This is a genomic window from Streptomyces sp. 2131.1 (assembly GCF_900105515.1).
GTDB lineage: Bacteria > Actinomycetota > Actinomycetes > Streptomycetales > Streptomycetaceae > Streptomyces > Streptomyces drozdowiczii.
The window spans coordinates 6,902,323-6,926,035 of sequence record NZ_FNSY01000001.1; the positions used below are offsets into that span (position 1 = coordinate 6,902,323).

A 23,713-nucleotide genomic window follows, 5' to 3' on the forward strand; every position below is an offset into this window, starting at 1 on the left:
GTTCGTACGTCGGAGAGACCCGTTCAGCGCACCGCCACGGCCTCGATCTCGATGAGCATGTCCGGATCGGACAGCGCGCTGACCTCCGCGAGGAGGCTGGCGGGCCGGCAGCCCACCGCCGCGAGTCCGTCCATCAGCACGTCGTACCGGCTGGTGCACGCGGCGAGGTCGGTGGTGGCAATCCGGATCTGCACCACGTCCGCCATCGTCATGCCCCCCTCCGCCACGGTCTCGCCGAGCCGTTGGAGCGTCAGCCTCATCTGCCCGGCCATATCGCCCCGATGGGCGATGGCACCGTCGTCGTCGCGCGCCTCGTGCCCGGACACGAACAGCCAACTGCGCGGGTCGTCCACCCGGACGGCCCGGTTGTACATCAGCCGCCCGTCCACCAGACGCGGCCCGATCTCATGAGTGGTCATGGCGTTCGTATACCGGGGTGCAAAGCACTTCAATCCCACCCGGAACCATCCCGCCCGGTCGCATGACGGGCCGCCGTGCGGCGGCCCGTCATGCGACCGGCCCCGGGGTCAGCCCGTCGTCAGCCGCAGCGTCACCAGCTCGAAGGGGCGCAGGGACAACCGCACGCCCTCCCCGTCGCTCTCGGGCACCGGGGCATCGGTCAGCGGCCGCTCCAGCAGGTCCGTCGCCACGACGCCCGCGGCCCGGAAACCGGTGGCCAGGTTCACCTTCGCACGGCCGCCCGTCGACTCGTAGAGCCGCACGACGACGTCGCCGCTCCCGTCGTCCGCCAGCTTGACCGCGCTGACCACGACCGCGTCGTTGTCGACGCCCACCAGCGGAGCCACCTCGCGCTCACCGGCGACCCGGCGCTCCGGCAGGTTCACGCGGAACCCCTCGCGGACCGCGTCGCCGATCGCCGCTCCGGGCACCAGCGCGTGCCGGAAGCGGTGCACGCCCTGGTCGGTCTCCGGGTCGGGGAAGCGCGGCGCGCGCAGCAGCGAGACCCGCACGGTGGTGGTCGTCCCCGCGTCCGCGTCCCGGACGGTGCGGGTCACGTCGTGCCCGTACGTCGAGTCGTTGACGAGGGCGACGCCCCAGCCCGGCTCCTCCAGGTGCACGAAGCGGTGGTTGCACGCCTCGAACTTGGCGGCCTCCCAGCTGGTGTTCGTGTGGGTGGGCCGGTAGAAGTGCCCGAACTGCGTCTCGGAGGCGTACCGCTCGGCGTGCACGTCCAGCGGGAACGCGGCCTTCAGGAACTTCTCCGTCTCGTGCCAGTCGACCTCGGTGTCGATGTCGAGCCGCTTGGCGCCCGGCTCCAGCGTGAGCAGCTGGGTCACCTTCGAGTCCCCGAAACTGCGGACGATCCGCACGCCGTGCTCCACCGGGGCCAGCTCGTCCACGTCCGTCAGGTCCGTGACCGTGTTGCGGTAGAACGCGTCCACGTCCCACGCGTCCCACATGTTCGGGAAGTCGGGGTGGATCTGGAGCAGGTTCGCGGCCGCGCCCGGCGCCACTGTCTCACGGTCCGCGGCGATGTCGTACGCCGAGACGACCAGGCCCCGCCCGTCGATCTCCACCCGGAGCAGGCCGTTGTCGAGCACATGGCCGCCGCCCTCGCGGGGGGTGGACCGGGTGGTCCCGGGCGTCGGTGCGGTGGCCGCCGCTCCGGCGAGGACGCCGCCGCGGGCGTGCGGCGCGGCGTTGAACGCGAGGGCCAGGCCGCCCGCCGGGTCACCGGCGAGCGCGCGCTGAGCGGCGTCGATGATGCCGGTCAGCTCCTCTGCGACGGCCGCGTACGTCTTCTCGGCCTCACGGTGCACCCAGGCGATCGACGAGCCGGGCAGGATGTCGTGGAACTGGTGCAGCAGCACCGTCTTCCAGATCCGGTCCAGCTGCTCGTACGGGTAGGCGAATCCGGTCCGGACGGCGGCGGTGGCGGCCCACAGCTCCGCCTCGCGGAGCAGGTGCTCGCTGCGGCGGTTGCCCTGCTTCGTCTTCGCCTGGCTGGTCAGCGTCGCGCGGTGCAGCTCCAGGTAGAGCTCGCCGACCCAGACCGGAGGGTTGGCGTACTCGGCCTCGGCCTTGGTGAAGAACTCCGCGGGGGCCTCCCACGTCACCGTCGCCGAGCCCTCCAGGCTCCGCAGCCGGGATGCCTTGGCGATCATCTCGCGGGTGGTGCCACCGCCCCCGTCGCCCCAGCCGGTCGGCGCCAGCGAGTGCTGCGCGACGCCCTTGTCCTTGAAGTTCGTCGCCGCGTGGGCGATCTCGCTGCCCTTCATCGAGCAGTTGTACGTGTCGACGGGCGGGAAATGCGTGAAGATCCGAGTGCCGTCGATGCCCTCCCAGTTGAAGGTGTGGTGCGGGAACTTGTTGGTCTGGCTCCACGAGATCTTCTGCGTGAGCAGCCACTTTGAGCCCGCGGCCTTGATGATCTGGGGCAGCCCGGCCGCGAACCCGAAAGTGTCGGGCAGCCATGCCTCGTCGTTCTCGATGCCGAACTCGTCGAGGAAGAACCGCTTGCCGTGGACGAACTGCCGGGCCATCGCCTCGGAGCCCGGCATGTTCGTGTCGGACTCGACCCACATGCCGCCGGACGGTACGAACCGGCCCTCGGCCACGGCCGCCTTGACCTTCGCGTAGACCTCGGGGCGGTGCTCCTTGATCCAGGCGAACTGCTGGGCCTGCGACATCGCGAAGACGAAGTCCGGCTCGTCCTCCAGGAGGGCGGTCATGTTGGACGTCGTACGGGCCACCTTGCGGACCGTCTCGCGCAGCGGCCACAGCCAGGCGGAGTCGATGTGGGCGTGGCCGACCGCGCTGATGCGGTGAGCGGAGGGCGCGGCGGGCGTCGCGAGGACCTCGGCCAGCTCCGCCCGGGCGGCGGCGGCCGTCCCGCCCACGTCCTGGAGGTCGACCGCGTCCAGCGCGCGGCCGACCGCGCGCAGGACGTCCCAGCGACGCGCGCCCTCCACGGGCAGCTCCTGCATCAGCTCGCCCAGCACCTCCAGGTCCTGGACCAGGTTCCACACGTCCTCGTCGAAGATGGCGAGGTCCATCCGGGCCAGCGTGTACTGCGGCTCGCTGCCGGCGGTCTCCTTGTCACCCAACTGCGTCGGCAGGAAGGGGTGGTAGTCGAGGATCACCGGGTTGGACGCCGCCTCGACGTGCAGCAGCACCTCCTCGCCGCCCGCCACCGGGGCGCCCACCCGCACCCACTGGTTGCGCGGGTTGAGGCCCTTCACCGGGGAGCCGTCAGGGCGGTAGACCAGGCCCTCGCACTGGAAGCCCGGCATGTTCTCGTCGAAGCCGAGGTCGAGCAGCGCCTCCACGGTCCGGCCCGCCCACGCCGCCGGCACCGTGCCGGAGACCTTGAACCAGGAGGTGCCCCACGGAGCGCCCCACCGGTCGCCGACCGCGATCGGTTCGGTGGGACCGGCCAGGCCATCGGCGACGGGGACGGGTTCGCCCGGCGCGTTCCACACGGCGACGTCCAGCGGGACGGACTCCGGGTATACGGCGGGCCGGATGCGCTCGTCGAGGACGCGCTTGAGACGGGCTTCGACCAGGCTGCGGTCGTCGTGCATGAGGGGGCTCCGTTGTGAGTGGGTGGGTCGGGTGGGGGGTTACCAGCGGTGCGCGGTGGAGGCGGTGCCGGAGGTCGTGTACAGCTCGCCAACAGCCCTGACCTGGAAACGAGCGGCCTTCTCACCCGGTTCCCGGCGCAGACCGGGCACGAAGAACGCGGTGGACGCGGTGGCGCCCAGGAAGCGCCGGCTGCCGTCGGGCAGGACACGGTGCAGCTCGTAGTGGCGCGGTGAGCCGGGGGAGCGGTGCCAGCGCAGGCGCAGGTCCGTGCCGTCGGCGCCCCGGGACGCTCCGGTGACGCGCAGCCCGGCCGGCGCGGCGGGCGTCTCGGTCCGGTCCCGTACGGCCAGGGCACCGAGCCGCCAGCGCACCGGGCCGGCCGCCGTGAGGCGCACCCCGAGCGCGTGGACCGTACCGGCCTTACCGGAGAGGGAGTTCAGCCGCAGCGTGGAGGTGGTCCATCCGCCGCCGCCCGCCCGGAGTTCGCCTGCCGGGACGTAGGTGTACGCGACCGGGTCGCCCGGCCGGTCCGGCTCGTGCAGGGCAACGGCCAGCTCGACGGTGACCGGGCCCGACCCCGCGTCGGCGCGGTGGGTCAGCTCCACGACCGTGCGCCGGGACAGCGGCAGCCGGGTGCGGTGGAGCTCGACGGTGACCGGGGCGTCCAACTCCCCGGCGACCAGGAGGCTGCTGCCCCCGCGCCAGGCGTCCGCGAAGTCGAAGCCCACGGACGGGCACCGGCCCTCGGTGCGGACGACCCAGCGGCGGCCCGGCAGCCGGTCCTGCACCCCGAGGTGGTTCCACTCCGCGTCCGAGGAGACCCGGCCGTTCTCGTACCAGCGCAGGCCGTGGCCGGTGTTGAAGGCGGTGGCGAACGGCAGCCGGTCCACGGTTGAGCGGTCGGCCACCGCCGTCGCGGGCGCGCGCCAGCTGTCCGTACGGTCCGGCCGGGCCGGGTCCAGGGACCGCCCGGTCCAGAACCGCTGGTCGGCGGCGTGGAACTGAGCGGGCGTACGGTCCTCCGGGAGGTGGCTGCGGGTCCACTCCGGCCGGTAGAAGCCGTAGCCGACTGTGTGCGGCCGGTCGGCGGGAATGATCGCGTCCCAGTCGACGGAGGCGTTCCAGCCGGTCGACTCGACATCGACGCCCGCCCACAGGGCGTACCGGCTGCGGCCGGCGGCCTCGGCGTTCGCGGCGGAGGAGGCGAGCGACTCGGGCGTCCAGCGGAAGTCCACGAACATCGAGTCCGCCTCCCGGAACAGCGCGGTGTTCTCGGCGTTGAGCGCGCCCTGCCAGCCGACCTCGCCCTTCAACGTCATCGCGTCGTACCAGGTGATGCGCAGCCCCGCCGCTTCGCTGCGCGCCCGGAGCTCGGTGACGAAGGCGAGCATCTCGGCGCCGAGCGCGGCGTCCCCGCCCTCGGTCTCGGCGTTGAGGAACCAGCCGTCGAAGCCGTGCGCGACGGCCGCCTGAACCAACTTCGCGGCCAGCGGGAAGCGCCCGGCCGCGTCGCGCTGCACGAGGTCCCGGGTCCACCGGAGGTCGCCGCCGTGGTGCACGGGCGGCAGGAACACGGTCCCGAGGACGGGGACACCGTGCCGGTGGGCCGCGTCGACGACCGGCGCGTTCGGCGCCAGGATCAGGCCCTCACCGGCCGAGCCGCCCCAGAAGACCAGCTCGTCGATGTATGCCCAGTGGTTCAGGGCGTAGTAGTCGGCGGTGGCCGAGCCCTGTGACGGGTTGCCCGCGGTGTTCCCGAAGGCCACCAGCGAGGTGATCCGCGCCTGGTCGGTCCGGGCCGTGGTGTTGGCCGGGACCGGGGTGAAGCGGTCGGCGAGCGGCACGGACGCGGTGTTGAACGGCAGGTCCGGGTCGGCTTCGGGACGCCACGCCTTCAGGCTGCGCCAGATGATGCCGTCACCGGGCGTGCCGGCGGGCAGCGAGTCGGGAAACCAGTACGAGGCGCAGGGCTGCTTCGCGGCAGGTGCGGCGGCGTGGGCGGTCGTGGCCAGGCCGGGGGTGAGCAGAGCGGCGGCGGTTCCGGCTCCGGCGAGGACCACGGTGCGGCGGGAGGGTGCGGACGGGCGTCGTGGGGACTGGGCCATGGTGTGCTCCGTATCGTGCGGGTTCGATTCCGGTGCGGTGCGGGGTGACGGGGGGTCAATGGACCTCTTCGGGCGTGACGACCTTCGTGATGCCACGGGCGGCCAGGTGGTCCCGGTCGGAGGCCCTGCTCGCCAGGACGGTGGTGGAGCGGACGCCGTCGGCGGTGAGCCGGGCGAACGCCTCGAAGACCGCGCCGCCGGGGGCGCAGACGGAGCGGCGGGGCGCGGTCTCGTCGTCCCCGGTGTCGACGACGAGCGCCGTGGTCCGGGGCGCGGGCCGGTGAGTGCGCCCTCGCCACTCCTCGACGATGCGGGCGATGGTCAGGCCCGCCGGTTTGACCCGGCGGTCGTTGGTCAGCAGCCCGAGGCTGTACTCCAGCTCCGGGAAGTCGGCCAGCGAGCGCGACACGTCGTGGGAGCACCACCAGGTGACGCCCCACACGTCCTCGCAGTCCAGGGCATTGGCCACGGTCGCCTGGGTGAACGCGGCGGCGTGCTCGGCGGGGATCAGCGGGGCGGGCGCGCCGACCTCCTGGAGCCAGACCGGCCGGTGCGGGTCGAGCGCCCACGCCTTGGAGAGTTCGATGAGGTAGGCGGCGTGGTGCTCGGTGGCCGTGCCGGTCCGGCCGTGGCGCTGGGCGGTGCCGTTGAAGACCCAGGAGTGCACGGCGGTGACGGCGCCCCTGCGCGCGGCCTGCGCCGGGGTGAAGGCGTGGCCGTCCTGGTACCAGGCGGCGTCGTACTCCGCGTGCAGGTGGAGCTTGCCGGGCGCCCCCTCCTCGCAGGCCGCCAGCATCCGGGTCAGCCAGGCGTCGGCCTGCTCGGGTGTGATGCGGTCCGGGTCGGGGTGCGGGTCGCCGGAGAACTGGTTGATCTCGTTGCCCAGGGTCATCCCGATGAAGTTCGGCCGGTCGGCGAGGGCGGCGGCCAGGGTGCGCAGGTACTCGGCCTGCCCGGAGAGGACGTCCGGGTCCGTGAAGAGGTTGCGCCGGTGCCACGTACCGGTCCAGGCGGGCAGGAAGTCGAAGCTGGACAGGTGACCCTGGAGCCCGTCCACGTTGACGTCGAGACCGCGTTCGGCGGCGGCGTCGGCGAGCTGGACGAGCTGCTCGACGGCGCGCGGGCGGATCAGGGTGCGGTTGGGCTGGAAGAGGGGCCAGAGCGGGAAGACCCGGATGTGGTCGAGCCCGAGGCCGGCGATCGAGTCCAGGTCGGCGCGCACGGCGTCGAGGTCGAAGTCCAGCCAGTGGTGGAACCAGCCCTGGCTGGGCGTGTAGTTGGCGCCGAAACGCAAGGGGGAGGAGGTGCTCATACGGAACGGGAGTCCTGGTTCTAGTGGTGCGAGGGGGCGGCCGGGGTCAGCCCTTGACGGCGCCTTCGCCGACACCCCGGAAGAAGAAACGCTGCAGCCCCGCGAAGAGGATGATGAGCGGGAGCACGGCGATGATCGTGCCCGCCGCGACGAGCCGTTCGTCGTTGGCGAAGGTGCCGTGCAGGTAGTTCAGGCCGATGGTCAGGGTGAAGTTCTCCGGGTCGCTGAGGACGATCAGCGGCCACAGGAAGTCGTCCCAGGAGCCCATGAAGGCGAAGATCGCGACGACGGCGAGGGTGCCCCTGACGGAGGGCAGCGCGATCCGCAGGAAGCGCTGCCAGACGTTGGCGCCGTCCACGAACGCCGCCTCCTCGATCTCCACGGGGAGGTTCAGGAACGCGTTGCGCATCAGCAGGACGTTCATCGCGCCGACCGACCCGGGCAGCAGCACACCGAGCAGGGTGTTGTTCAGCCCCAGGTCCCGCATGGTGGTGAACTGGGCGATGATGATGCCCTCCACGGGTACGAGCATCGCGAGGATGAACGTCAGCGTCGCGGCCCTGCGCCCCCGGTAGCGGAGCCTCGCCAGGGCGTACCCGGCGAGCGCCGAGCCGACGCAGTTGGTGACCACGTTGGCGGAGGCGACCTTGAGCGAGTTCAGGGCGTAGTCCCAGACCGGGATCGTTTCGGCGACCCGGCTGTAGTTGTCCAGGGTCGGATCGCTGGGGAAGAACTTCGGCGGGGAGCTGAAGATGTCCTCGTTCGGGCCCTTCAGCGAGGTCGACAGCTGCCACAGGAACGGCCCGACGGTCAGGGCCAGGACCGCCAGCAGCAGCACGTACCGCAGCACCAGCTGCCAGCCGGGGACGCGCCGGCCCTCGGCGTCGGTGGTCTTCAGGAAGCTCACGCGTCCTCCTTGCGGTCGGCGCGCAGCACCAGCAGCATCAGGCCGACGGTGACGACGAAGATGACGACCGAGATGGCGGAGGCGTAACCGACCCGCCCGCTCAGCCCGGTGCCGACCCGCTGGACGAGCATCACCAGGGTGGTGTCCTCGCCCGCCGGTCCGCCGGAGGGGCCGGCCATCAGGTAGACCTCGGAGAACACCTTGAAGGCGGAGACCGAGGAGAGGGCCGCGACCAGCACCATCGTGGAGCGGATGGCGGGCACGGTCACCGTGAAGAAGCGGCGTACGACTCCCGCGCCGTCCACCGACGCGGCCTCGTGGAGTTCCCTCGGTACGTTGGCGAGTGCGGCCAGGTAGATGATCATGTAGTAGCCGAGGCCCTTCCAGACCGTGACCGTCATCGCGCTGCCCAGGAGCAGCCACTGGTCGCTCAGGAAGCCGACCTTGCCGATGCCGACGGCCTCCAGGACCGCGTTGACCAGCCCGCGGTCGTCCAGCATCCACACCCAGATCAGGCCGACGACCACGATGGACGCGACGACCGGGGTGTAGAACGCCGACCGGAAGAAGGTGATGCCGGGGATGTGCCGCTGGACGAGCATCGCCAGCAGCAGCGGCAGGATGACGAGTGCGGGGACCACGCCGACGACGTACAGCACGCTGTTGCGCAGGCCGGTCCAGAACATCTCGTCGTGCAGCAGCTCCCGGAAGTTAGCCAGGCCGACGAACGAGCCGGGGACCAGCGTGCGCCGGTCGGTGAAGGAGTTCACCAGCGTGCTGAAGAACGGGTAGAGGCTGAAGGCGCCGACCACGATCAGACCGGGCGCGGCGAACAGCCAGGGGCTGAGGGGCAGATGGCGGCGGATCCGGCCGGAGGGCCGGCCCGCCGCAGTGGTGGGGGAGGGGGATTTCACGAGAGGGCTCAGCTCTGCTGCAACAGCCGGTCACACGCCTTGACAGCGTTGTCAAGAGCTTCCTTGGGGCTCTGCTTCCCTTGGAGTGCCTTGGCGATCTGGTTGCGCAGCTCGGTCTTCATCTGCTCGCTGAACAGCACCGGGGTGTAGTTGACGGCCGTCTTCAAGGACTTCGCGGCGGCGACGCGGACCCGGGTCACGTCCGTCCCGTCCTCCTTGGTGAAGTACGGGTCGTCGAGCGAGCCGGCGGTGCTCGGGAAGATGGCGACCTGCTTGGCGAACTCCATCTGGCGGGTCGCGTCGGTCACGTAGTGGGCGAAGGCCACGGCGGCGGGCTTGCGCTTGGACTGCGCGTTCACCATGACGCCCATGACGTACATGTTGGCCTTGCCGGTGCTGCTGACCTGGTCGGTGATCCCGATGTTCTTGTAGAGGCTCGGGGCCTGCTTCTTGAAGTTGGCCAGGTCCAGCGCGCTGCCCGGGTTCATCGCCACGGACTCGGTGAGGAACTTGTGGCCCGAGGACTCGGGGGTCGCGGTCAGCGCCTGGGAGTCGAGCCCCTTGGCGTCGTACAGCTCCTTGTAGTGCGTGAGGAGCTCGACACCCTTCGCGTCGTTGAAGGCGAAGCCCGTGCCCTCCTTGTTCATCAGCTGACCGCCGTACCGGCCGAAGTCCTCGATGGTGGGGACGTTCGCGAGGGTGGCGACCTTGCCGTGGCTCTTCTCGGCCAGCTTCAGACCGTCCGCGAAGACCTCGTCGTAGGTGGTCGGCGGCTTCTGCGGGTCGAGTCCGGCGTCCTTGAACAGGCGCTTGTTGTAGAACATCGGGCCGGTGTTGAGGTACCAGGGGAAGGCGTACGTGCCCTCCGTGCCGGGTATCTGGTGGCTCTTCCAGGCGCCGTCCAGGTACTCCTTGCGGTACTTCGGCGCGGCCTTGTCGAGGTCGAGGGCGAGGCCGGCCTTGGCCAGCGGGGCCACCAGGTCCGGCGAGACGTTGACGACGTCGGGCAGGGTGCCGCCGGCCGCGTCCGCGCTGATCTTGTCCGCGTAGCCCTCGCCGGGGCGGTCGACCCACTTGACCTCGGTGCCCGGGTACTTCTTCTCGAAGTCCGCGATCACGCCGTTGAAGTAGTCCTTGAAGTTCGCCTGGAGGTTCCAGGTCTGGAAGGTGATCTTCCCTTCGACCTTGCCCGAGGCGTCGGACGAGTCCGCGCCGGATCCCCCGCCGCACGCGCTCAGCGGCAGGACGGTGGCGAGGACGGCGGCAGCGGCGACTGCTCTGCGGGGGATGTGCACGGTGAACGGCTCCTTTGCTCGGACCAGGCGCGCGGACGGAGGCCCCCGGAGTCCCTGACCCGGTGGGCCGCGTTCGCCCGACAGACCCTGCATTGCACTGGCGCTTGAAGTCAATACATTCGACGGAAAATTATCTACACTCACGGTATACGTGCAGGTCAGAGCGTTGAGCGACGCTATTGACGGGCGCTTACTAATGCGCTTTAGGTGCCTTGGGATCAAGCGCATTAGTAGCCCGGCCGCTCTCGCTCGACCAAGCAGTGGGGGAAGCTCTACGATGCTCCCGGGGCGAGCGGGCCCGACGGCCCGTCAGTACCCCGGGCAAGGCAGGAAGTGAGGCACGGGTGGCTCCGAAGAGGCCGACCATGAAGGACATCGCCCAGCGGGCCGGAGTCTCGGAGAGCGCCGTCTCCTTCGCGCTCAACGACCGGCCGGGCGTCTCCGAGATCACCCGCGCCCGGGTGCGCCGCGTCGCCGAACAGCTGGGCTGGCGCCCGAGCGCCGCCGCCCGCGCCCTGTCCGGGGAGGGCTCGGCCACCGTCGGCCTCGTCGTGGCCCGTCCGGCGGCCAACCTCGGCGTGGACTCATTCTTCCTCCAGCTGATCTCCGGCATCCAGGAGGTGCTGTCCGAGCGTCATCTCGGCCTGCTCTTCCAGGTGGTGGACGACGTGGCGGACGAGTGCGGGGTCTACCGGCGCTGGTGGGCCGAACATCGCGTCGACGGACTGCTCGTCGTGGACCCCCGCACGGACGACCCCCGCGTCGCCCTCCTCGACGAACTCGGCCTGCCCGGCGTCGTCATCGGCGCCCTCCCCGGTACCGACACCGGCCCCCACCCCGGCCTCTCCCAGGTCCGCGCCGACGACGCCGGGGCGATGGCGGCCATCGTGGACCGCCTGCACGAGCTGGGGCACCGCCGCATCGTGCACATCGCCGGCCTGCCCTCACTCGCGCACACCGACCGCCGCATCCGCTCCCTGCGCCTGGAGGCCGACCGGCGCGGCCTGACCGGGGCGCACTCGGTGACCACGGACTACTCCGACACCGAGGGCGCCGCCGCGACCCGCCGGGTCCTGGAGCGGGACGACCCGCCGACCGCGCTGATCTACGACAACGACGTGATGGCGGCGGCCGGGGTGGCCGTGGCGACCGGACTGGGGGTCCGGGTTCCGGGCGATGTGTCGGTGGTGTCCTGGGAGGACTCCGCGCTGTGCAGGCTGACCGCCCCGTGGCTGACCGCGCTCTCCCGGGACCCGGTCGCCTTCGGCCGGCTCGCGGCACGCGAACTCACCGCACTCCTCGACGGCGGCCCGCCCCGCACCGTCCGGATGCCCCTGCCCGACCTCATCGAACGCGGCAGCACGGCGCCCGTACAGCAGGACGTGCTGCCGGGGGCCTGAGCCGGTGGTGGCCGGATCCGGGTCGTCCGCCCGTGCCGTCGCGTGTCGGACGGGCGCGTACGGGGAACCGCTCAACCCCGGGGCTCTGTCTCTCCTCGTAGGTGGACGGAGGCCCCGGGTCGCGGAGGCATCCGCATCTCGAAGGGGGACGGGATGAGCGAGTCGGGCAACGACGACGAGGGCACAGGCGTCCTGATCGCACTCGGCATGACGGTCTGCCTGTCCGTGGGCTGGGCCTATGTGGTCAAGGACCAGGAAGACCTGATGACTTGGGGCGCGTTACTGGTGTCCGGTGTCACCGGGCTCGTCGCCGGAACCTACAGCAAGAACAGCCAGACGGTCGCCGTGGTCTGCGCCTTGGCCGCTCCGCTGGGCGCCTACCTGGGCACGCTCCTCGGCCTCTGCCTGCTCGCCGTCGCTCCGTACGGAGGCGACTTCGGCGACGCCTGGCACGTCTTCAGCAACAACACGGGTGAGATGGCGCGCGTGTTCAAGGTGGAGGCCCAGGACCGCGACTGGCTGTTCCTGTTCCTGTCGGCGCCGGTCGGATACGGAGCGGCGATGCTGGACGACTGACCCGTGTGGGACCTCACGGCGGCCGGGGGACTCGCTCGGCTGGGCCGAGGCCCGCAGGGAACGGTGTTGTCGGCCCTCGGTGTTAGCGTCGCCGCCATGGCAAATCGTTCGTATCTCTATTCCGCCGACTCGATGCCGGACGAGGCGGAGATTCCCAAGCGGATCCGGTGCATATCCGAGCACAACTGGGACATTCCGCTTGCGCACAAGCTCCTGGTGGGGCGCGGGACGACGATCGTCCCGTCCATGATCTGGAACCCCCGCATCGGGATCGCCGCGGACTACGCCGGCGGGGCGGCCCTGCTCCGTGGCGTCCTGGACGCGGTCGGCAAGGGCCTGGAGGGGGACGCCGAGTTCGCCGAGTGCGTGGCCAGGACCACGGCCCACCTCGACAAGCAGCAGGCGGCGTACTTCATCCTCGAGACCGGCGAGATCATCTCGATGGACGGCGACGATCCGGTGGCGAGCGTGCGGCGCCTGGTGGCCGACGACATCCCCGGCACCGTGGCCCGGGCCGAAGCGGCGCTGGCCGGACGGAACGAGGCGTGGCTGACCTCCCTGCGTGCCGACTGGCAGAGCCACTTCGCGTCCTTCTACAGCGAGGCGCTCTACTTCTCCTTCCCCGGCTGACCGCACGCCGGCCGGCCCCCTCGCGACGTACGCGGTGTGTCCGGCCGGTGACATGTATGGTCGCGGCCTTATGGAGGCTCTTACAGCGCTGTCCGCCGCGTTCGTCGTCTTCGCCCTGCCGACCTCCCTGGTCTGGCGGCTGGGGCGGCGAGCGAGGATCCCCGGCTGGATGCTGGCCGTGTTCGTACTCGCCGGGTGGCTGACGCTGTTCTCCGGCTGGGCGCTCTCGCAGCGCGCGCAGCCGTTCCTGTTCCCCGATACGTCGCCCTGCCACGGCGCCGACGCCGAGCCCGTCTCGCAGTACTTCCCGCCCGACTCGTTCTGCCGCCACGACGACGGTGAGCTGCGGACGGTCAACGGGCCGGACGCCAAGTTCGTGTTCTGGGCCGCCGCCGGCGTCCTCGCGGGGGTGCCGGCCGCCGCCGCCCTCGCACGTCATCGTCGACAGGCATGATCGCGCTTGCCGAGCAGGGGCGCCCACCGCCGGGCGGTCAGGCCAGCCGGAACACCGGGCCGCGCGGGGTGAACGGCAGTGACGCGCCCTGCGGGACGAGGTAGGCGTGCTCTCGCCGGATCCGCAGGACGTCGCACCAGCCGTCGGTGATGACGAGGACCGGCGCACCCGGCGGGAAGTCGTCCGCCCGTTGCAACAGGTCCACGCCGGGCTGGAGTTCGGTGCCGCCGCGTCCGCGTATCCGCACCCGGCCGGCGATTTCGGCGGGCGGCAGGTAGCCGGCGTCGTAGGGGGCGGCGTCGCAGAAGACGACGCGTGCCGCGGGTACGTCACGCGCTTCGGCGTACGAGGCGATGGCGCCGAGTGCCTTGCCGAGCAAGGTGCTGTTCATGGAGCCGGAGGTGTCCAGGACGACGCCGAAGGTGCAGCGGGCCGTCTCCTGGGGCGGGAAGTACCGTCCCGCACGCGGGATGTGGGGGGTCGAGGCCTGCCGCCGTGCCGGGCGCGCGTAGGAGCGTACGGGCTCCGGCCGGGGGACGTACTCGTCGAACCAGCGGGCCAGCCGCGCGTCCCACGGCACGGGCGGGTGCGACAGGGCGCGGATCTCCTGGATCAGCCCTGCGGGCAGGAGGCCGCGCTCCCCGTACTGGTGCAGGTCGAAGCCCTGCGTCAGCCCGCGCCGGTAGAACTCGTCCAGGTCCGTGTACGGCCGGGTACCGGCATGCGGCACCGGCTCACCGAGGATGTCCCCGGCGCCCTTGCCCCGCAGCGTCGCGAGCCTGCGGCGGCGGCGCAGGTCGTGCGCGATGCGGTCGTACACCTCCTCGGCGGACAGACCCCGCAGGTGCGGGTCGTACAGCAGCCCTTCGGGCATGTCGCCGACGCGCATCTGGACGAGCCAGTCGTTGACGACGTAGTCGGCGGCGACGTTGAAGAGGAACGGGTCACGGCCGCCTCGGCGTTCGCCGTGCCGCAGCGCGGCGTGCAGCATCTCGTGCGCGAGGACGAAGCGCCATTCCTCGTCGGTGAACCCGCACAACGGGTTGATGTAGATCTCGCCCGCGACCGGGCTGACCGCCGCGACGGCGATGCCCTGCGTCCGAGCCAGTTCGGCGTCGGCCACGATCTTCAGGCCCGCGGCGAGCCCGCCCAGCAGCGGATAGGAGGAGACGAACCAGTTCAGCGCGCGGTCCCAGGGCCGCTGGGGCGCGAGTTCTCCGGTGACCCGGTCGCGGCGGCCGCCGGCCACGTCCATCGCGGCGGACACACTGCGGGTCAGCGCGTGCGCGAAGGCGGTCTCCCAGTCCGGGACCGCTGAGTTGTTCCAGGCGTTCCAGGTGGTGAGGACCTGGTCGGGATGCTCGCCCGCGGTGCCGCAGTGTTCGAAGGTGACGGGGATGCCGTCACGCCGCCACCGGGCGGCGAGCAGTTCCTCGTCGCCGCCCGGGAAGGACTCCGGCAGGGCGGCGGGCGGCGTGCCGACCGGGTGGGTGAGCAGGAAGCGGTTGACGACCGTACAGCGTGCCGCGAGGTCGAAGCGGTCGGGCTGCACGCGCGCTTCGTCCGCCGACGCGGGCACATGGCCGAAACCGAGATGCAGCAGGCAGTGGGCCAGCACCCACGCCCACTCCGCCGGATCGGCCCGTCTGGTGGGGTGTACGTGGATGGTGCCGTTCGAGGTGACGGCAGCCATGCCTCCGGCCGGGGTCAGCGCGCACTTGTCCTGGCGGCACACTGACGCCTCCACGGCCGCGAACGCCGGGTTGCGCTTGACGAGCGCGAGCCCGGCGGCGAAGGCCTCGGTGGCCGGGTCGGCCGTGCTCTTCCCGCCCTTGCCGCCCCCCCGGCGTCCGCCGGCCCCCTTCACCGCCGGGCCTCGACCAGCCGGGGCATGTCCCGCGCGGCGTCCACGAGGAACCACGCGGGCAGCACCGGCAGCCCGTCGGCGTCGTCCGCGATGACGGTCTGCGCGACCTCGACCGAGATCTCGGCGAGCTGTACGAGCAGCGATCTGGCCCGGTACGCGGTCTGCCGCAGCGACGGCGAGACGTGCTCCTTCTGCCGGGGCAGCTCCTTGACCAGGCGTCCCCGGAACGCGTCGGCCAGGTAGTAGAGCAGGTCGCGGTCCTCGGGCCGCCCCGGCCAGGAGGCATCGCCCTTGAGGATCGCCTCGATGCCGAACGCATGGCGGACGATCTTCGCGTACCCGCAGAAGGAGACGGCATGAGCGGGTGTCAGCGTGCCGTGCACCACGACCTTCAGCGTCTCCTCGTCGATCTCCGGCCCGAAGGAGTGCAACGCGTCCGAGAGCATGTGCCAGGAGCGGGGCGTGGAGAACGGCTCCTCGGTCTTGGGCGGCTGCGACCACAGGTGGTCGGGGCGGTCCACGAGGTAGTCCGTCACCCACGGGTGGACACCGTTCTCGCCCGCCCACACCAGCCAGTCCGCCGCCGAGGCCCGGAGGTGGACATGGGTGAGGCGGTTGACCAGGGCGGAGGCGATCGGGCGGGCCAGCGCGTTGTCCGTGGCACGGTTGCCGGCCCCGATGACGATGGATCCGGCGGGCAGCTCGTACGACCCGATGCGCCGGTCCAGGATCAGCGAGTAGAAGGCCTTCTGCACGTCGGGGGCCGCCGCGTTGAGCTCGTCGAGGAACAGGCAGTACGGCTCGTCCCGGGCGATGGACTCGGGCGGGCAGAACACGGACCGCCCGTCCCGGATCTGGGGCACCCCGATGAGATCCTCCGGCGCGAGCTGGGTCCCGAGCAGGCTGACGCACTCCAGCCCCAGGGACTCGGCGAACTTCCGCACGAGCGACGACTTGCCGATCCCGGGCGCTCCCCACAGGAACACGGGCCGCACGGTGGCGAGACCGAGCAGCAGCTCGGGGATCTGAGCGGGGGAGACGGTGACGGCAGCCTGCACGCGGGAACGTTCCTTCGGATTCTGGAAGTCGGAGACCGCCAGTATGTGGAGCGCCCAGGGCGCACGCAGCCGAATTTCACCGCCCGCGCCGCGAGGAGGACCATCGTGCCCCCTCCGAGAACGCCGCCGGCGCGGCCGCAGCCGCCAGGCCCTGGCGCCGCCGCCGTATCACCTCGGTTTCGGAACGTGCCGCAGGGGCAACCGCCGTTCATGGACGTCAACGAGGGCAACGCGGAAGTGGTTCCTACGCAGGGGGACGAGCATCATGTCGTTCTCAGCGCCGACACCAACGGGGACGGGAAACCGGACGTCTGGATGACGGACACGACCGGTGACGGCAAAGCCGATCTCTACCAGTTCGACACCACCGGCGACGGGGAGATCGACGTGACCGTGGTCGAGGGAGCAGAGGATCCCGGGACCGACCGACTCGTGGTCGAGGGCGACGGCGGACACCCGCAATCCGTCTGAACGGGAACCGCCGGGCGGCGGCCGGACACTGCCGCCCGGCACCCGGTTGTCCGTAGGAGTCCCGAACTCCGTTCCGCGGTCGCCCGGCATCCGCGCCGCCCACTCCGGAGACGCACGGGGCCGAAGGTGCCCGTGATGGCGGTCGAAGGCGGCGGGCCTCGCCGGATGGGGTGCAAGTGTGCGACGGTGGGCTGACAACGAGACCGACCGCCAAGCCCGCCACGGGTGACGGTCTTTAGGGAAGCCGGGCGTTGCCCCCATCCCGGGCATCCGGCCCCCTGCCATCGTCGCGGCCCCTCACCAGGGGGTGCTTCGCCTTTGGGCTCGACAACCCCCGGAAGGGGGCGCGCCCGCAATGGACATCACCACCGCCGTCACCGGTACGTCCGCACGCATCACCCCGCGCGGAGACATCGACTCCGACGCCCTCGCCCCGCTGCGCGCCGCAGCCGACGCGCTTCCGCCGCACGTGACCGACGTGCAGTGGGACCTCCACGACACACCCTTCATGGACGTCTCCGGCCTCCACCTCCTGCTCCCCGCCACCGCGCAGCGCAGGGCAACGGTCACCGGACTGCGGCCCCAGCCGCTGCGACTGCTGCTCCTCGCCGCCGACATCAACCCCGGCACCTTCGAGGGCCTGCCCGCTTCACCCGCCGGGACCTGAGCCGCGTACGGTTCTGCTCACCCGGTCAACGGGAAGGCCCCTCCGGCAGCGCGTCGGACGGTGGCAGGCAGCTGATCAGAGCGTCGACGGCGGCCCCGTAGGCGCGCTCCGACGGGGTCGAGTACCCGACCACCAGACCGTCGGCGGCCGGCATGAGGGCCCCGGGATGCCGGAACCCCGACAGCCCGTCCACCGCCAGTCCCTGCCAGGACGCGGCCTTCACCACGGACGCCTCCGTTCCGGAAGGGAGCCGGAGCACCGCGTGCAGACCGGCGGCGATGCCGGTGGCGGTGACGTGCGGCGCCCTGTCGGCGAGAGCAGTGACGAGTTGGTCGCGCCGGTGCCGGTAGCGCTGCCGCATCCGGCGTACGTGACGGTCGTACCGTCCGGATTCGATGAAGTCGGCGAGGGTGAGCTGGTCGGGGACGCCCGCCCACGCCTCCCGCTCGCCCTTGGCCGCCAGGACGCCGTCGACGAGGTGTGCGGGCAGCACCATCCACCCGAGGCGCACGGCGGGGGACAGGCTCTTGCTGACCGAACCGAGGTGGACCACCCGCTCGGGGTCGAGCCCCTGCAACGCGCCGACGGGCACGCGGTCGTAGCGGAACTCCCCGTCGTAGTCGTCTTCGAGGACCAGGGCGTCGTGCGCTCGGGCCCAGTCGATGACCGCGGCCCGCCGCACGGCTGCGAGCGGTCCGCCGGTGGGGAACTGGTGCGCGGGCGTGAGCAGAACGCTGCGTACCCGCGGTTCATCGGCCAACTGCTCGACACGGGCGCCCCCTTCGTCCAGGTCGAGCGGCACGGTCCGCGCCCCGGAGCCCTCCAGGATTTTCCTGTGGAAGGGAAGCCCGTACGCCTCCACGCCGACCGGGCCGCGCAGAGGACCCGCGCCGCCGCCGGGCGAGCCTCCGAACAGCAGGCGCAGGGCGTGCGCGAACCCCGAGCACACCACGATCCGCTCGGGCGTCACGCGCACCCCGCGAGCGCGCGTCAGGTAGTCGCTGAGAGCGCGCCGCAGCTCGATGCGGCCACGCGGATCGCCGGGCCCGAAGGCGTCGTCCGGCGCGGTGTTCAGCGCACGCCGGGCGGACGCGAGCCAGCCCGTGCGCGGGAAGGAGGCGGTCTCCGGAGTGCCCTGGCGCAGATCGTACGTGGGTGCCGCCGACCGTACCGGAGCGGTGGGGGACCGGCGGACGGGCCTGGGCGGTGAGACCCGCTCGGCCACCCGCGTACCCGACCCCTGGCGTGCGGCCAGCCAGCCCTCGGCGACCAGTTCCGCGTACGCGTCGGCGACGGTGTTGCGGGCGAGGCCCAGGTCGGCGGCGAGCGAACGGTAGGCCGGCAGCCGTGTTCCCGGCGGGAGCCGGCCCTCGCGTACGGCATCCCGCAGCGCGCGAATGAGAACAGCACGGCGGCTGCCGGGTCCCGACAGGTCCAGATGCAGGTCGCTGCCCGCGCGCTGCGCCGAATTGACCCATGAATCCGCCATGGAAATGCACCTTATCCGAGGTCTTTCACGCCCGTAGATTCGTGGTCATGACGCACACCACGCACACCTTCCAGGCCGCCTCCCAGGACCGGGCCCCGCGCCTGAACTTCGCCAAGGCCGCCCCCAAAGCGTTCAAGGCGCTCATCGGTTTCGACGCCGCCGCCCGCGAAGGGCTCGACCCGGCCCTGGTCGAACTGATCCAGATCAGGGCCTCGCTCCTCAACGGCTGCGCGTACTGCCTCCACATGCACACCTCCGACGCCCGCAGGGCCGGTGAGGACGAGGCCCGGCTGCACATGGTCGGCGTGTGGCGCGAAGCCCGAAACTTCTTCACGGAGAAGGAGCAGGCGGCGCTGGCCCTGACGGAGGCCGTCACTCTCGTGTCCCGCGACGGTGTCCCCGACGACGTGTATGCCGAGGCCGGCCGCCACTTCGACGAGCAGGAACTGGGGCGCGTGCTCGCCCTGGTCTTCGCCATCAACACCTGGAACCGCATCGCCCTGAGCACCGCGAAGGTCGCGGGCCAGGACGAGAGGGCCGCCCACTGACGGCCGGTCCCGCCGAGCCGGACGTCACGGGGGCGGAGCAGTTCCGCGAGCGGGCTCGCGAGCTGTTGCGGGAGATCACCGCTATCAGGTGCTAGGACGGATCGCCGGGGACGGCGGACAGCAGACGGTGCAGGATCGGCCCGGCCGAGCCACCGCCCGTGACGCCCTGCTCGACCACGCAGGCCACGGCGACATTGCCGCGGCGGGCCACCAGCCAGCCGTTGTTGGGCTCGTCCTCCGAGACCTCCGCCGTGCCGGTCTTCGCCCCGATGTCCCCGGGCAAATCGGCCAGGACGTGCGCGGTCCCCTCCGTCACGGTGGCCCGCATCATCGTCTTCAACTGGTCGACCACGGACCGGGGGAGCGGCGTGGTGGAAGTCGTGTCCCCGGTGCCGGGGAGGACCGTCGGCTGGTGGAAACGGCCGGAAGCCGCGGTGGCGGTGACCGAGGCCATGATCAGCGGGTTCGCCTGGATGCGGCCCTGCCCGATCATGGCCGCCGCCTTCTCCGTCTCGTCCTTCGGCACGGGCACCGACCCGTCGTACGAGGGGATGCCCACGTGCCACTCCTGGCCGACGCCGAAGTACTTGCGCGCCACATCGCCCGTCTCCGCGTCGCCGAGCTTGCCGCGCAGGCTGATGAACGCGGTGTTGCACGACTCCATGAAGTCCTTCTGGAACGTGGCGCCGTGGAACTCAGACGTCTCCACGTTGTGGAACTCCTTGCCCACGGTCAGGTACTTGGGGCAGTCCACGACGGTGTCCGGGGTCACGGCGTTCTTCAGCAGCAGCGCGCTGCTCGTGACGATCTTCCAGGTGGAGCCGGGGGCGTACGTCCCCGAGGCGGCCCGGTTGAAGCCGGTGGCGGGGGAGTTGGCCAGGGCGAGGATCTCGCCGTTGTCGATGCGCAGGGCGACCAGCGAGGCGTTCCGGCCGCCGGCCTCGGCGTCGAGCGCCTGATCGGCGGCGGCCTGCCACGCCGCGTCCAGCGTGGTCCTCGTCGCCTCCTTGCCCGCCTTGCCGCCCTTGTCCGCTCGCTGTCCGAACGTGGCCTCCGTGCCTTCGGTGTCACCGGTGACCCGGTCGACGAGCCGGATCGCGCCGCGCGGCTTCCCGTCTCCGCCGGCCATCCGTGCCAGCAACGGCTGCAAGGACGGATACTCCTTGCCGACGAGTGACTTCCCGTTCCGGTCGGCGACCTCCGGCGGGCTGGTTTCCTCCCGCTCCAGCCGGAACTTCGCCTTGTCGCTCAAGTGCGGATGCACCAGCTCCAGGGCCCAGTCGACCTTCCAGGTTCCGCTCTCCTCCTCACGCAGAGGGACCCGGGAGGTGTACGTCCAGGTGCCCAGCCCCTTCACGGGCATCTTCGCGGTGAACGGGACCCTTACGGTGCCGTCGTCCCCGCGCTCCGCCGAACCCGCGGTCAGGCGCGGTCTCTCGATGTCCAGGCCCGAGGTGAAACTGCGCAGCACATCCTGGGCTCTGGCCGGGGCGGTGGTACGCGCCGCCGCACCGTCGTAGCGCCCGGCCGACCAGTCCCCGAGGAAGGCGCGCGCCTGCGTGGCGGCGGCCGGGTCGGGAGCGTCGGAACCGTGTTCGAAGGGGCCGAGCTTCGCGGCGTACGCACCGCCCGCGACGACGGCGAGGATGACGGCCGCGGCGGTGACGGCCTTGAGCGGGGTACGTGTGTTTCTTTCCCGGACAGAAGTGTGTGTCATGCCGCGAGGAGACCAAGATCCCTCACCGCATGTCCAAGTCGTATATGGATGGAACATCCATCAAGAAGAGATATGGTTGCTGGTCGTGGACCTGATCCGGCACTTGGAATGCTTTGTCGCTGTTGCAGAAGAGTCACACTTCGGCCGTGCGGCGACCCGTCTGAACATGGCCCAGCCGCCCCTGTCCCAGCGCATCCAGCGGCTGGAGCGGGAGCTGGAGGTGCGGCTGTTCGACCGGACCAGCCGACAGGTCGTCCTCACCAAGGCCGGCACACTGCTGCTGCCCGAGGCGCGCGAGGTCCTCGCCCGCGCCGGAACTCTGCGCGCCGCCGCCCTCCGTATCCGCGACGGCGAGAGCGGACTCCTCCGGGCGGCACTGCCACCCGACATCGCGGGCACCACCGTCGCCGCCCTGCTGAGCGAGTTCCGGGCCAACTGCGCCACCGTGGAGCTGGAGCTCCATGAGCTCTCCACCGCCGAGCAACTCGAACGGTTCGCGTCCCAAGGGCTCGACGTCGGGCTCGTACACCACCCCTGCGACGTCACCGGCCTGGAACTCGGGCCGGTGCTCCGCCGCGACCTCGGCGTCCTGCTGCCCCGCGACGCCCCCGCCGCTCAGCACACCGAAGTACCGCTCGCGGCGCTCGCCGAACACGACCTGGTGCTCTTCCCCCGCGCCGGATCGCCCGCCCTCTACGACGACCTGCTCACCACCTGCGCGCGCGGCGGCTACACACCACCCGCCGTCCGGCACGGCAGAGGCGCCAGCTTCGTCCGCGGACTCGTGCTCTCCGCCGCGGCCGTAGCCCTCGCACCGCGCGACACCGCGGACGACACCACACCCCCCGGCCTGGTGTGGCGCCCCCTCGCCGGCGCCCCGCTGGCCTGGCGGCACTCCGCCGCATGGCCACGAGGACACGGTGACGCCGCGGTACGCGCCTTCGCCGACGCCGCCGCGCACGCCCTGCGCACCACGGCCGACGCCCGTCCCGACACCCCCACCCGTCCGACGTATCTGCGCCCCGCAGCGGAGTACTGGCTATGACCGACACCCTCACCGCGCTTCGCACCGCCTTCACCGACGCCGGGGTCACCGGCCGGATACACGCCCTCGACATTGGCTCCGGAGCCGAACTCGATCTATACGGGGACGAGTTGGTGTGCACCGCCAGCATCCACAAGCTGCCGCTGCTCGTGACACTGCACGAGCGGGCCGCCGCCGGTGACCTCGACCTCACCGAGCAGATCGACTGCCCGCCGCTCGGACGCCCCGCGGGCCCGACCGGCCTCGCGGCCATGCTGGACGTCGCCAGGCTCTCGCTGCGCGACCTCGCGTACCTGATGATGGCCGTCAGCGACAACGCCGCCGCCGACCTGCTCCTGGACCGCGTCGGTCTCGACGCCGTGAACCGTACGGCCGCACGCCTCGGCCTCTCCCGGACGACCGTCACCCACTCCTTCGGCGAGATGATGGCCAGTGTCAAGCAGGACGCGGGGCCCGGCGGCGCCCAGGCACTCGCCGACCCGCACGTCGTCGCCCGCCTCCGCGCGCTCGACCCGGCATGGGGCAACCGCAGCACCCCGCGCGAACTCACCCGGCTCCTCGCCGCGATCTGGCGCGACGAGGTGTGCACCCCGGAGAACGGTGACGCGATGAGGCGGCTGATGGCGTTGCAGGTGTGGCCGCACCGCCTGGCCTCCGGCTTCCCCTTCGACGACGTGCACGTGGCCGGCAAGACGGGGTCGCTGCCCACCCTGCGCGGCGAGGTCGGCGTCGTCGAGTACCCCGACGGCGGCCAGTACGCCGTCGCCGTGTTCACCCGCACCCTCAGCACCGCCGCGATCGTGCCCGCCGCCGACGCGGTGATCGGCACCGCGGCCCGCATCGCCGTCGACGCGCTGCGCGAGCGGCGGACCCAAAAGGGGATGCGGTCGGCTGAGCCGGGGTGATAGCCAAGCGGTGTGACAGGCGGTTTTGAGTATTCCGCCCTGCTGCGACTGATCGAGGAGCGGTCGGCCGCGTTCCGGAGCGCGGTCGCAGCCGCGCCCGGCCTCGGCGCGCCGGTGCCGTCGTGCCCCGAGTGGACGCTGTTCGACTGATCGCCTGGGAGCCCGAGGAGTAGCCAGGACAGGACCGACCACGGGGTTACCTGCGCCCCTACGCGAATCAGTCGTTCCGGTTCGCGGATCCGAGACGCAGTGCGGACGCGAGGAAGAAGACGCCGCCGAGAAAGGCGTACCCGGCCAGATTGGTGAGGTTCGCCCCGTCCTTGCCGGCCTGAAGGAAGAAACTCGTGCCGGCGAGGGTGGAGATGGCCCCGCTCGCGATCATCGGCCACTGCCCGCCCGTACGGCGCCGCACCAGGGCCACGGCGAGCTGCGCGATGCCCGCCGTGACGGCCCAGACGCCCCAGACGCGCAGGACGGCCGGAATGCCGGAGGCGAGCGCGACCCCCAGGGCGACGCCGGTGAGGGCGCTGAGCCCGACGTTCACCCACAGCCTCGCGGCCGCGCCGCCGGTCGCCCGGGTCGACCGCAGATCGACCACCGCACAGGCCGCGTCGAAGAGCGGATAGAGAACCAGCAGCGTCCCGCTGAGCGGCCCCAGCGTGTCGGCCGTCGCGAAGAGCAGGGCCGCCCAGGCGGCGGCGAACGCGAACCGCAGGAAGTACAGCTTGCGCAGGGGTGCCGAGAAGGACGCCGGTGTGGAGGGAGCGGGCTTGATGATGACGGTGTCCATGGCGGAGCCGCCTTCCT

Annotated in this window: 22 protein-coding genes; 10 read left to right on the forward strand and 12 right to left on the reverse strand. The window is 71.5% G+C overall.

Features of this window, described 5'->3' with window-relative positions:
- Nucleotides 1-23 precede the first annotated feature (23 nt).
- From BLW14_RS30675 to BLW14_RS30705, 7 genes are all read right to left on the reverse strand, one after another.
- On the reverse strand, nucleotides 24-419 hold the full coding sequence (locus BLW14_RS30675; RefSeq protein ID WP_093710363.1) for a Rid family hydrolase: 396 nt from the start codon (nucleotides 417-419) through the stop codon (nucleotides 24-26).
- A gap of 108 nt (nucleotides 420-527) precedes the next feature.
- Entirely contained in the window at nucleotides 528-3,545 is a 3,018-nt protein-coding gene (locus BLW14_RS30680) for an alpha-mannosidase (RefSeq protein ID WP_093710364.1), read from the reverse strand.
- Nucleotides 3,546-3,584: 39 nt separating this feature from the next.
- Complete coding sequence (locus tag BLW14_RS30685; protein WP_093710365.1) at nucleotides 3,585-5,651, reverse strand: endo-beta-N-acetylglucosaminidase; 2,067 nt, start codon at nucleotides 5,649-5,651, stop codon at nucleotides 3,585-3,587.
- 55 nt (nucleotides 5,652-5,706) lie between these two features.
- On the reverse strand, nucleotides 5,707-6,963 hold the full coding sequence (locus tag BLW14_RS30690; protein WP_093710366.1) for a glycoside hydrolase 5 family protein: 1,257 nt from the start codon (nucleotides 6,961-6,963) through the stop codon (nucleotides 5,707-5,709).
- 46 nt (nucleotides 6,964-7,009) lie between these two features.
- Nucleotides 7,010-7,870, reverse strand: a complete 861-nt coding sequence (locus BLW14_RS30695; protein ID WP_093710367.1) for a carbohydrate ABC transporter permease — start codon at nucleotides 7,868-7,870, stop codon at nucleotides 7,010-7,012.
- A complete protein-coding gene (locus tag BLW14_RS30700) occupies nucleotides 7,867-8,784 on the reverse strand; it encodes a carbohydrate ABC transporter permease (protein WP_093710368.1) in 918 nt (305 codons plus the stop codon). Before BLW14_RS30700 ends, BLW14_RS30695 begins: the two co-directional genes overlap by 4 nt.
- An 8-nt stretch (nucleotides 8,785-8,792) precedes the next feature.
- Nucleotides 8,793-10,079 (reverse strand): ABC transporter substrate-binding protein, encoded by a 1,287-nt coding sequence (locus tag BLW14_RS30705; RefSeq protein WP_093710369.1) that lies wholly within the window; start codon nucleotides 10,077-10,079, stop codon nucleotides 8,793-8,795.
- Nucleotides 10,080-10,444: 365 nt separating this feature from the next.
- Between BLW14_RS30705 and BLW14_RS30710 the strand changes: the two genes are divergently transcribed.
- From BLW14_RS30710 to BLW14_RS30725, 4 genes are all read left to right on the forward strand, one after another.
- On the forward strand, nucleotides 10,445-11,479 hold the full coding sequence (locus BLW14_RS30710) for a LacI family DNA-binding transcriptional regulator (RefSeq protein ID WP_093710370.1): 1,035 nt from the start codon (nucleotides 10,445-10,447) through the stop codon (nucleotides 11,477-11,479).
- A gap of 153 nt (nucleotides 11,480-11,632) precedes the next feature.
- Nucleotides 11,633-12,055: a hypothetical protein gene (locus BLW14_RS30715; RefSeq protein ID WP_093710371.1), complete on the forward strand. Its 423-nt coding sequence runs from the start codon at nucleotides 11,633-11,635 to the stop codon at nucleotides 12,053-12,055.
- 96 nt (nucleotides 12,056-12,151) lie between these two features.
- A complete protein-coding gene (locus tag BLW14_RS30720) occupies nucleotides 12,152-12,685 on the forward strand; it encodes a DUF7822 domain-containing protein (protein ID WP_093710372.1) in 534 nt (177 codons plus the stop codon).
- 70 nt (nucleotides 12,686-12,755) lie between these two features.
- Complete coding sequence (locus tag BLW14_RS30725; RefSeq protein WP_093710373.1) at nucleotides 12,756-13,139, forward strand: hypothetical protein; 384 nt, start codon at nucleotides 12,756-12,758, stop codon at nucleotides 13,137-13,139.
- 37 nt (nucleotides 13,140-13,176) lie between these two features.
- Here the strand turns inward: BLW14_RS30725 and BLW14_RS30730 are convergent, their stop codons facing one another.
- Nucleotides 13,177-15,006 (reverse strand): vWA domain-containing protein, encoded by a 1,830-nt coding sequence (locus BLW14_RS30730; RefSeq protein WP_093710374.1) that lies wholly within the window; start codon nucleotides 15,004-15,006, stop codon nucleotides 13,177-13,179.
- Nucleotides 15,003-16,064, reverse strand: coding sequence for an ATP-binding protein (locus BLW14_RS30735; RefSeq protein ID WP_093710375.1), 1,062 nt, complete (start codon nucleotides 16,062-16,064; stop codon nucleotides 15,003-15,005). Before BLW14_RS30735 ends, BLW14_RS30730 begins: the two co-directional genes overlap by 4 nt.
- 210 nt (nucleotides 16,065-16,274) lie before the next feature.
- Here BLW14_RS30735 and BLW14_RS30740 point away from each other — a divergent pair, with 210 nt between their 5' ends.
- Both BLW14_RS30740 and BLW14_RS30745 read left to right on the forward strand, forming a co-directional pair.
- Complete coding sequence (locus BLW14_RS30740; RefSeq protein ID WP_018524341.1) at nucleotides 16,275-16,535, forward strand: hypothetical protein; 261 nt, start codon at nucleotides 16,275-16,277, stop codon at nucleotides 16,533-16,535.
- A 355-nt stretch (nucleotides 16,536-16,890) separates the two neighbouring features.
- Nucleotides 16,891-17,202: an STAS domain-containing protein gene (locus tag BLW14_RS30745; protein ID WP_093710376.1), complete on the forward strand. Its 312-nt coding sequence runs from the start codon at nucleotides 16,891-16,893 to the stop codon at nucleotides 17,200-17,202.
- Between the two features lie 25 nt (nucleotides 17,203-17,227).
- Here BLW14_RS30745 and BLW14_RS30750 read toward each other — a convergent pair whose 3' ends face one another.
- Nucleotides 17,228-18,691 (reverse strand): MocR-like pyridoxine biosynthesis transcription factor PdxR, encoded by a 1,464-nt coding sequence (locus BLW14_RS30750; protein ID WP_093710377.1) that lies wholly within the window; start codon nucleotides 18,689-18,691, stop codon nucleotides 17,228-17,230.
- A gap of 47 nt (nucleotides 18,692-18,738) precedes the next feature.
- Between BLW14_RS30750 and BLW14_RS30755 the strand changes: the two genes are divergently transcribed.
- Complete coding sequence (locus BLW14_RS30755) at nucleotides 18,739-19,239, forward strand: carboxymuconolactone decarboxylase family protein (RefSeq protein WP_177154152.1); 501 nt, start codon at nucleotides 18,739-18,741, stop codon at nucleotides 19,237-19,239.
- Between the two features lie 91 nt (nucleotides 19,240-19,330).
- On the opposite strand, the gene BLW14_RS30760 is transcribed toward BLW14_RS30755, so the two are convergent.
- Nucleotides 19,331-20,956, reverse strand: coding sequence for a penicillin-binding transpeptidase domain-containing protein (locus BLW14_RS30760; RefSeq protein WP_093710379.1), 1,626 nt, complete (start codon nucleotides 20,954-20,956; stop codon nucleotides 19,331-19,333).
- An 85-nt stretch (nucleotides 20,957-21,041) separates the two neighbouring features.
- Between BLW14_RS30760 and BLW14_RS30765 the strand changes: the two genes are divergently transcribed.
- From BLW14_RS30765 to BLW14_RS34665, 3 genes are read left to right on the forward strand one after another with little or no spacing between them, the layout of a single operon-like run.
- The gene (locus tag BLW14_RS30765) at nucleotides 21,042-22,001 is read left to right on the forward strand and encodes a LysR family transcriptional regulator (RefSeq protein WP_093710902.1); all 960 of its coding nucleotides are present in this window, start codon (nucleotides 21,042-21,044) and stop codon (nucleotides 21,999-22,001) included.
- A complete protein-coding gene (locus BLW14_RS30770) occupies nucleotides 21,998-22,906 on the forward strand; it encodes a serine hydrolase (protein ID WP_093710380.1) in 909 nt (302 codons plus the stop codon). Before BLW14_RS30765 ends, BLW14_RS30770 begins: the two co-directional genes overlap by 4 nt.
- A 12-nt stretch (nucleotides 22,907-22,918) precedes the next feature.
- Entirely contained in the window at nucleotides 22,919-23,056 is a 138-nt protein-coding gene (locus BLW14_RS34665) for a hypothetical protein (protein ID WP_177153850.1), read from the forward strand.
- Between the two features lie 67 nt (nucleotides 23,057-23,123).
- Here the strand turns inward: BLW14_RS34665 and BLW14_RS30780 are convergent, their stop codons facing one another.
- Nucleotides 23,124-23,696 (reverse strand): hypothetical protein, encoded by a 573-nt coding sequence (locus BLW14_RS30780; protein ID WP_093710381.1) that lies wholly within the window; start codon nucleotides 23,694-23,696, stop codon nucleotides 23,124-23,126.
- Nucleotides 23,697-23,713 lie beyond the last annotated feature (17 nt).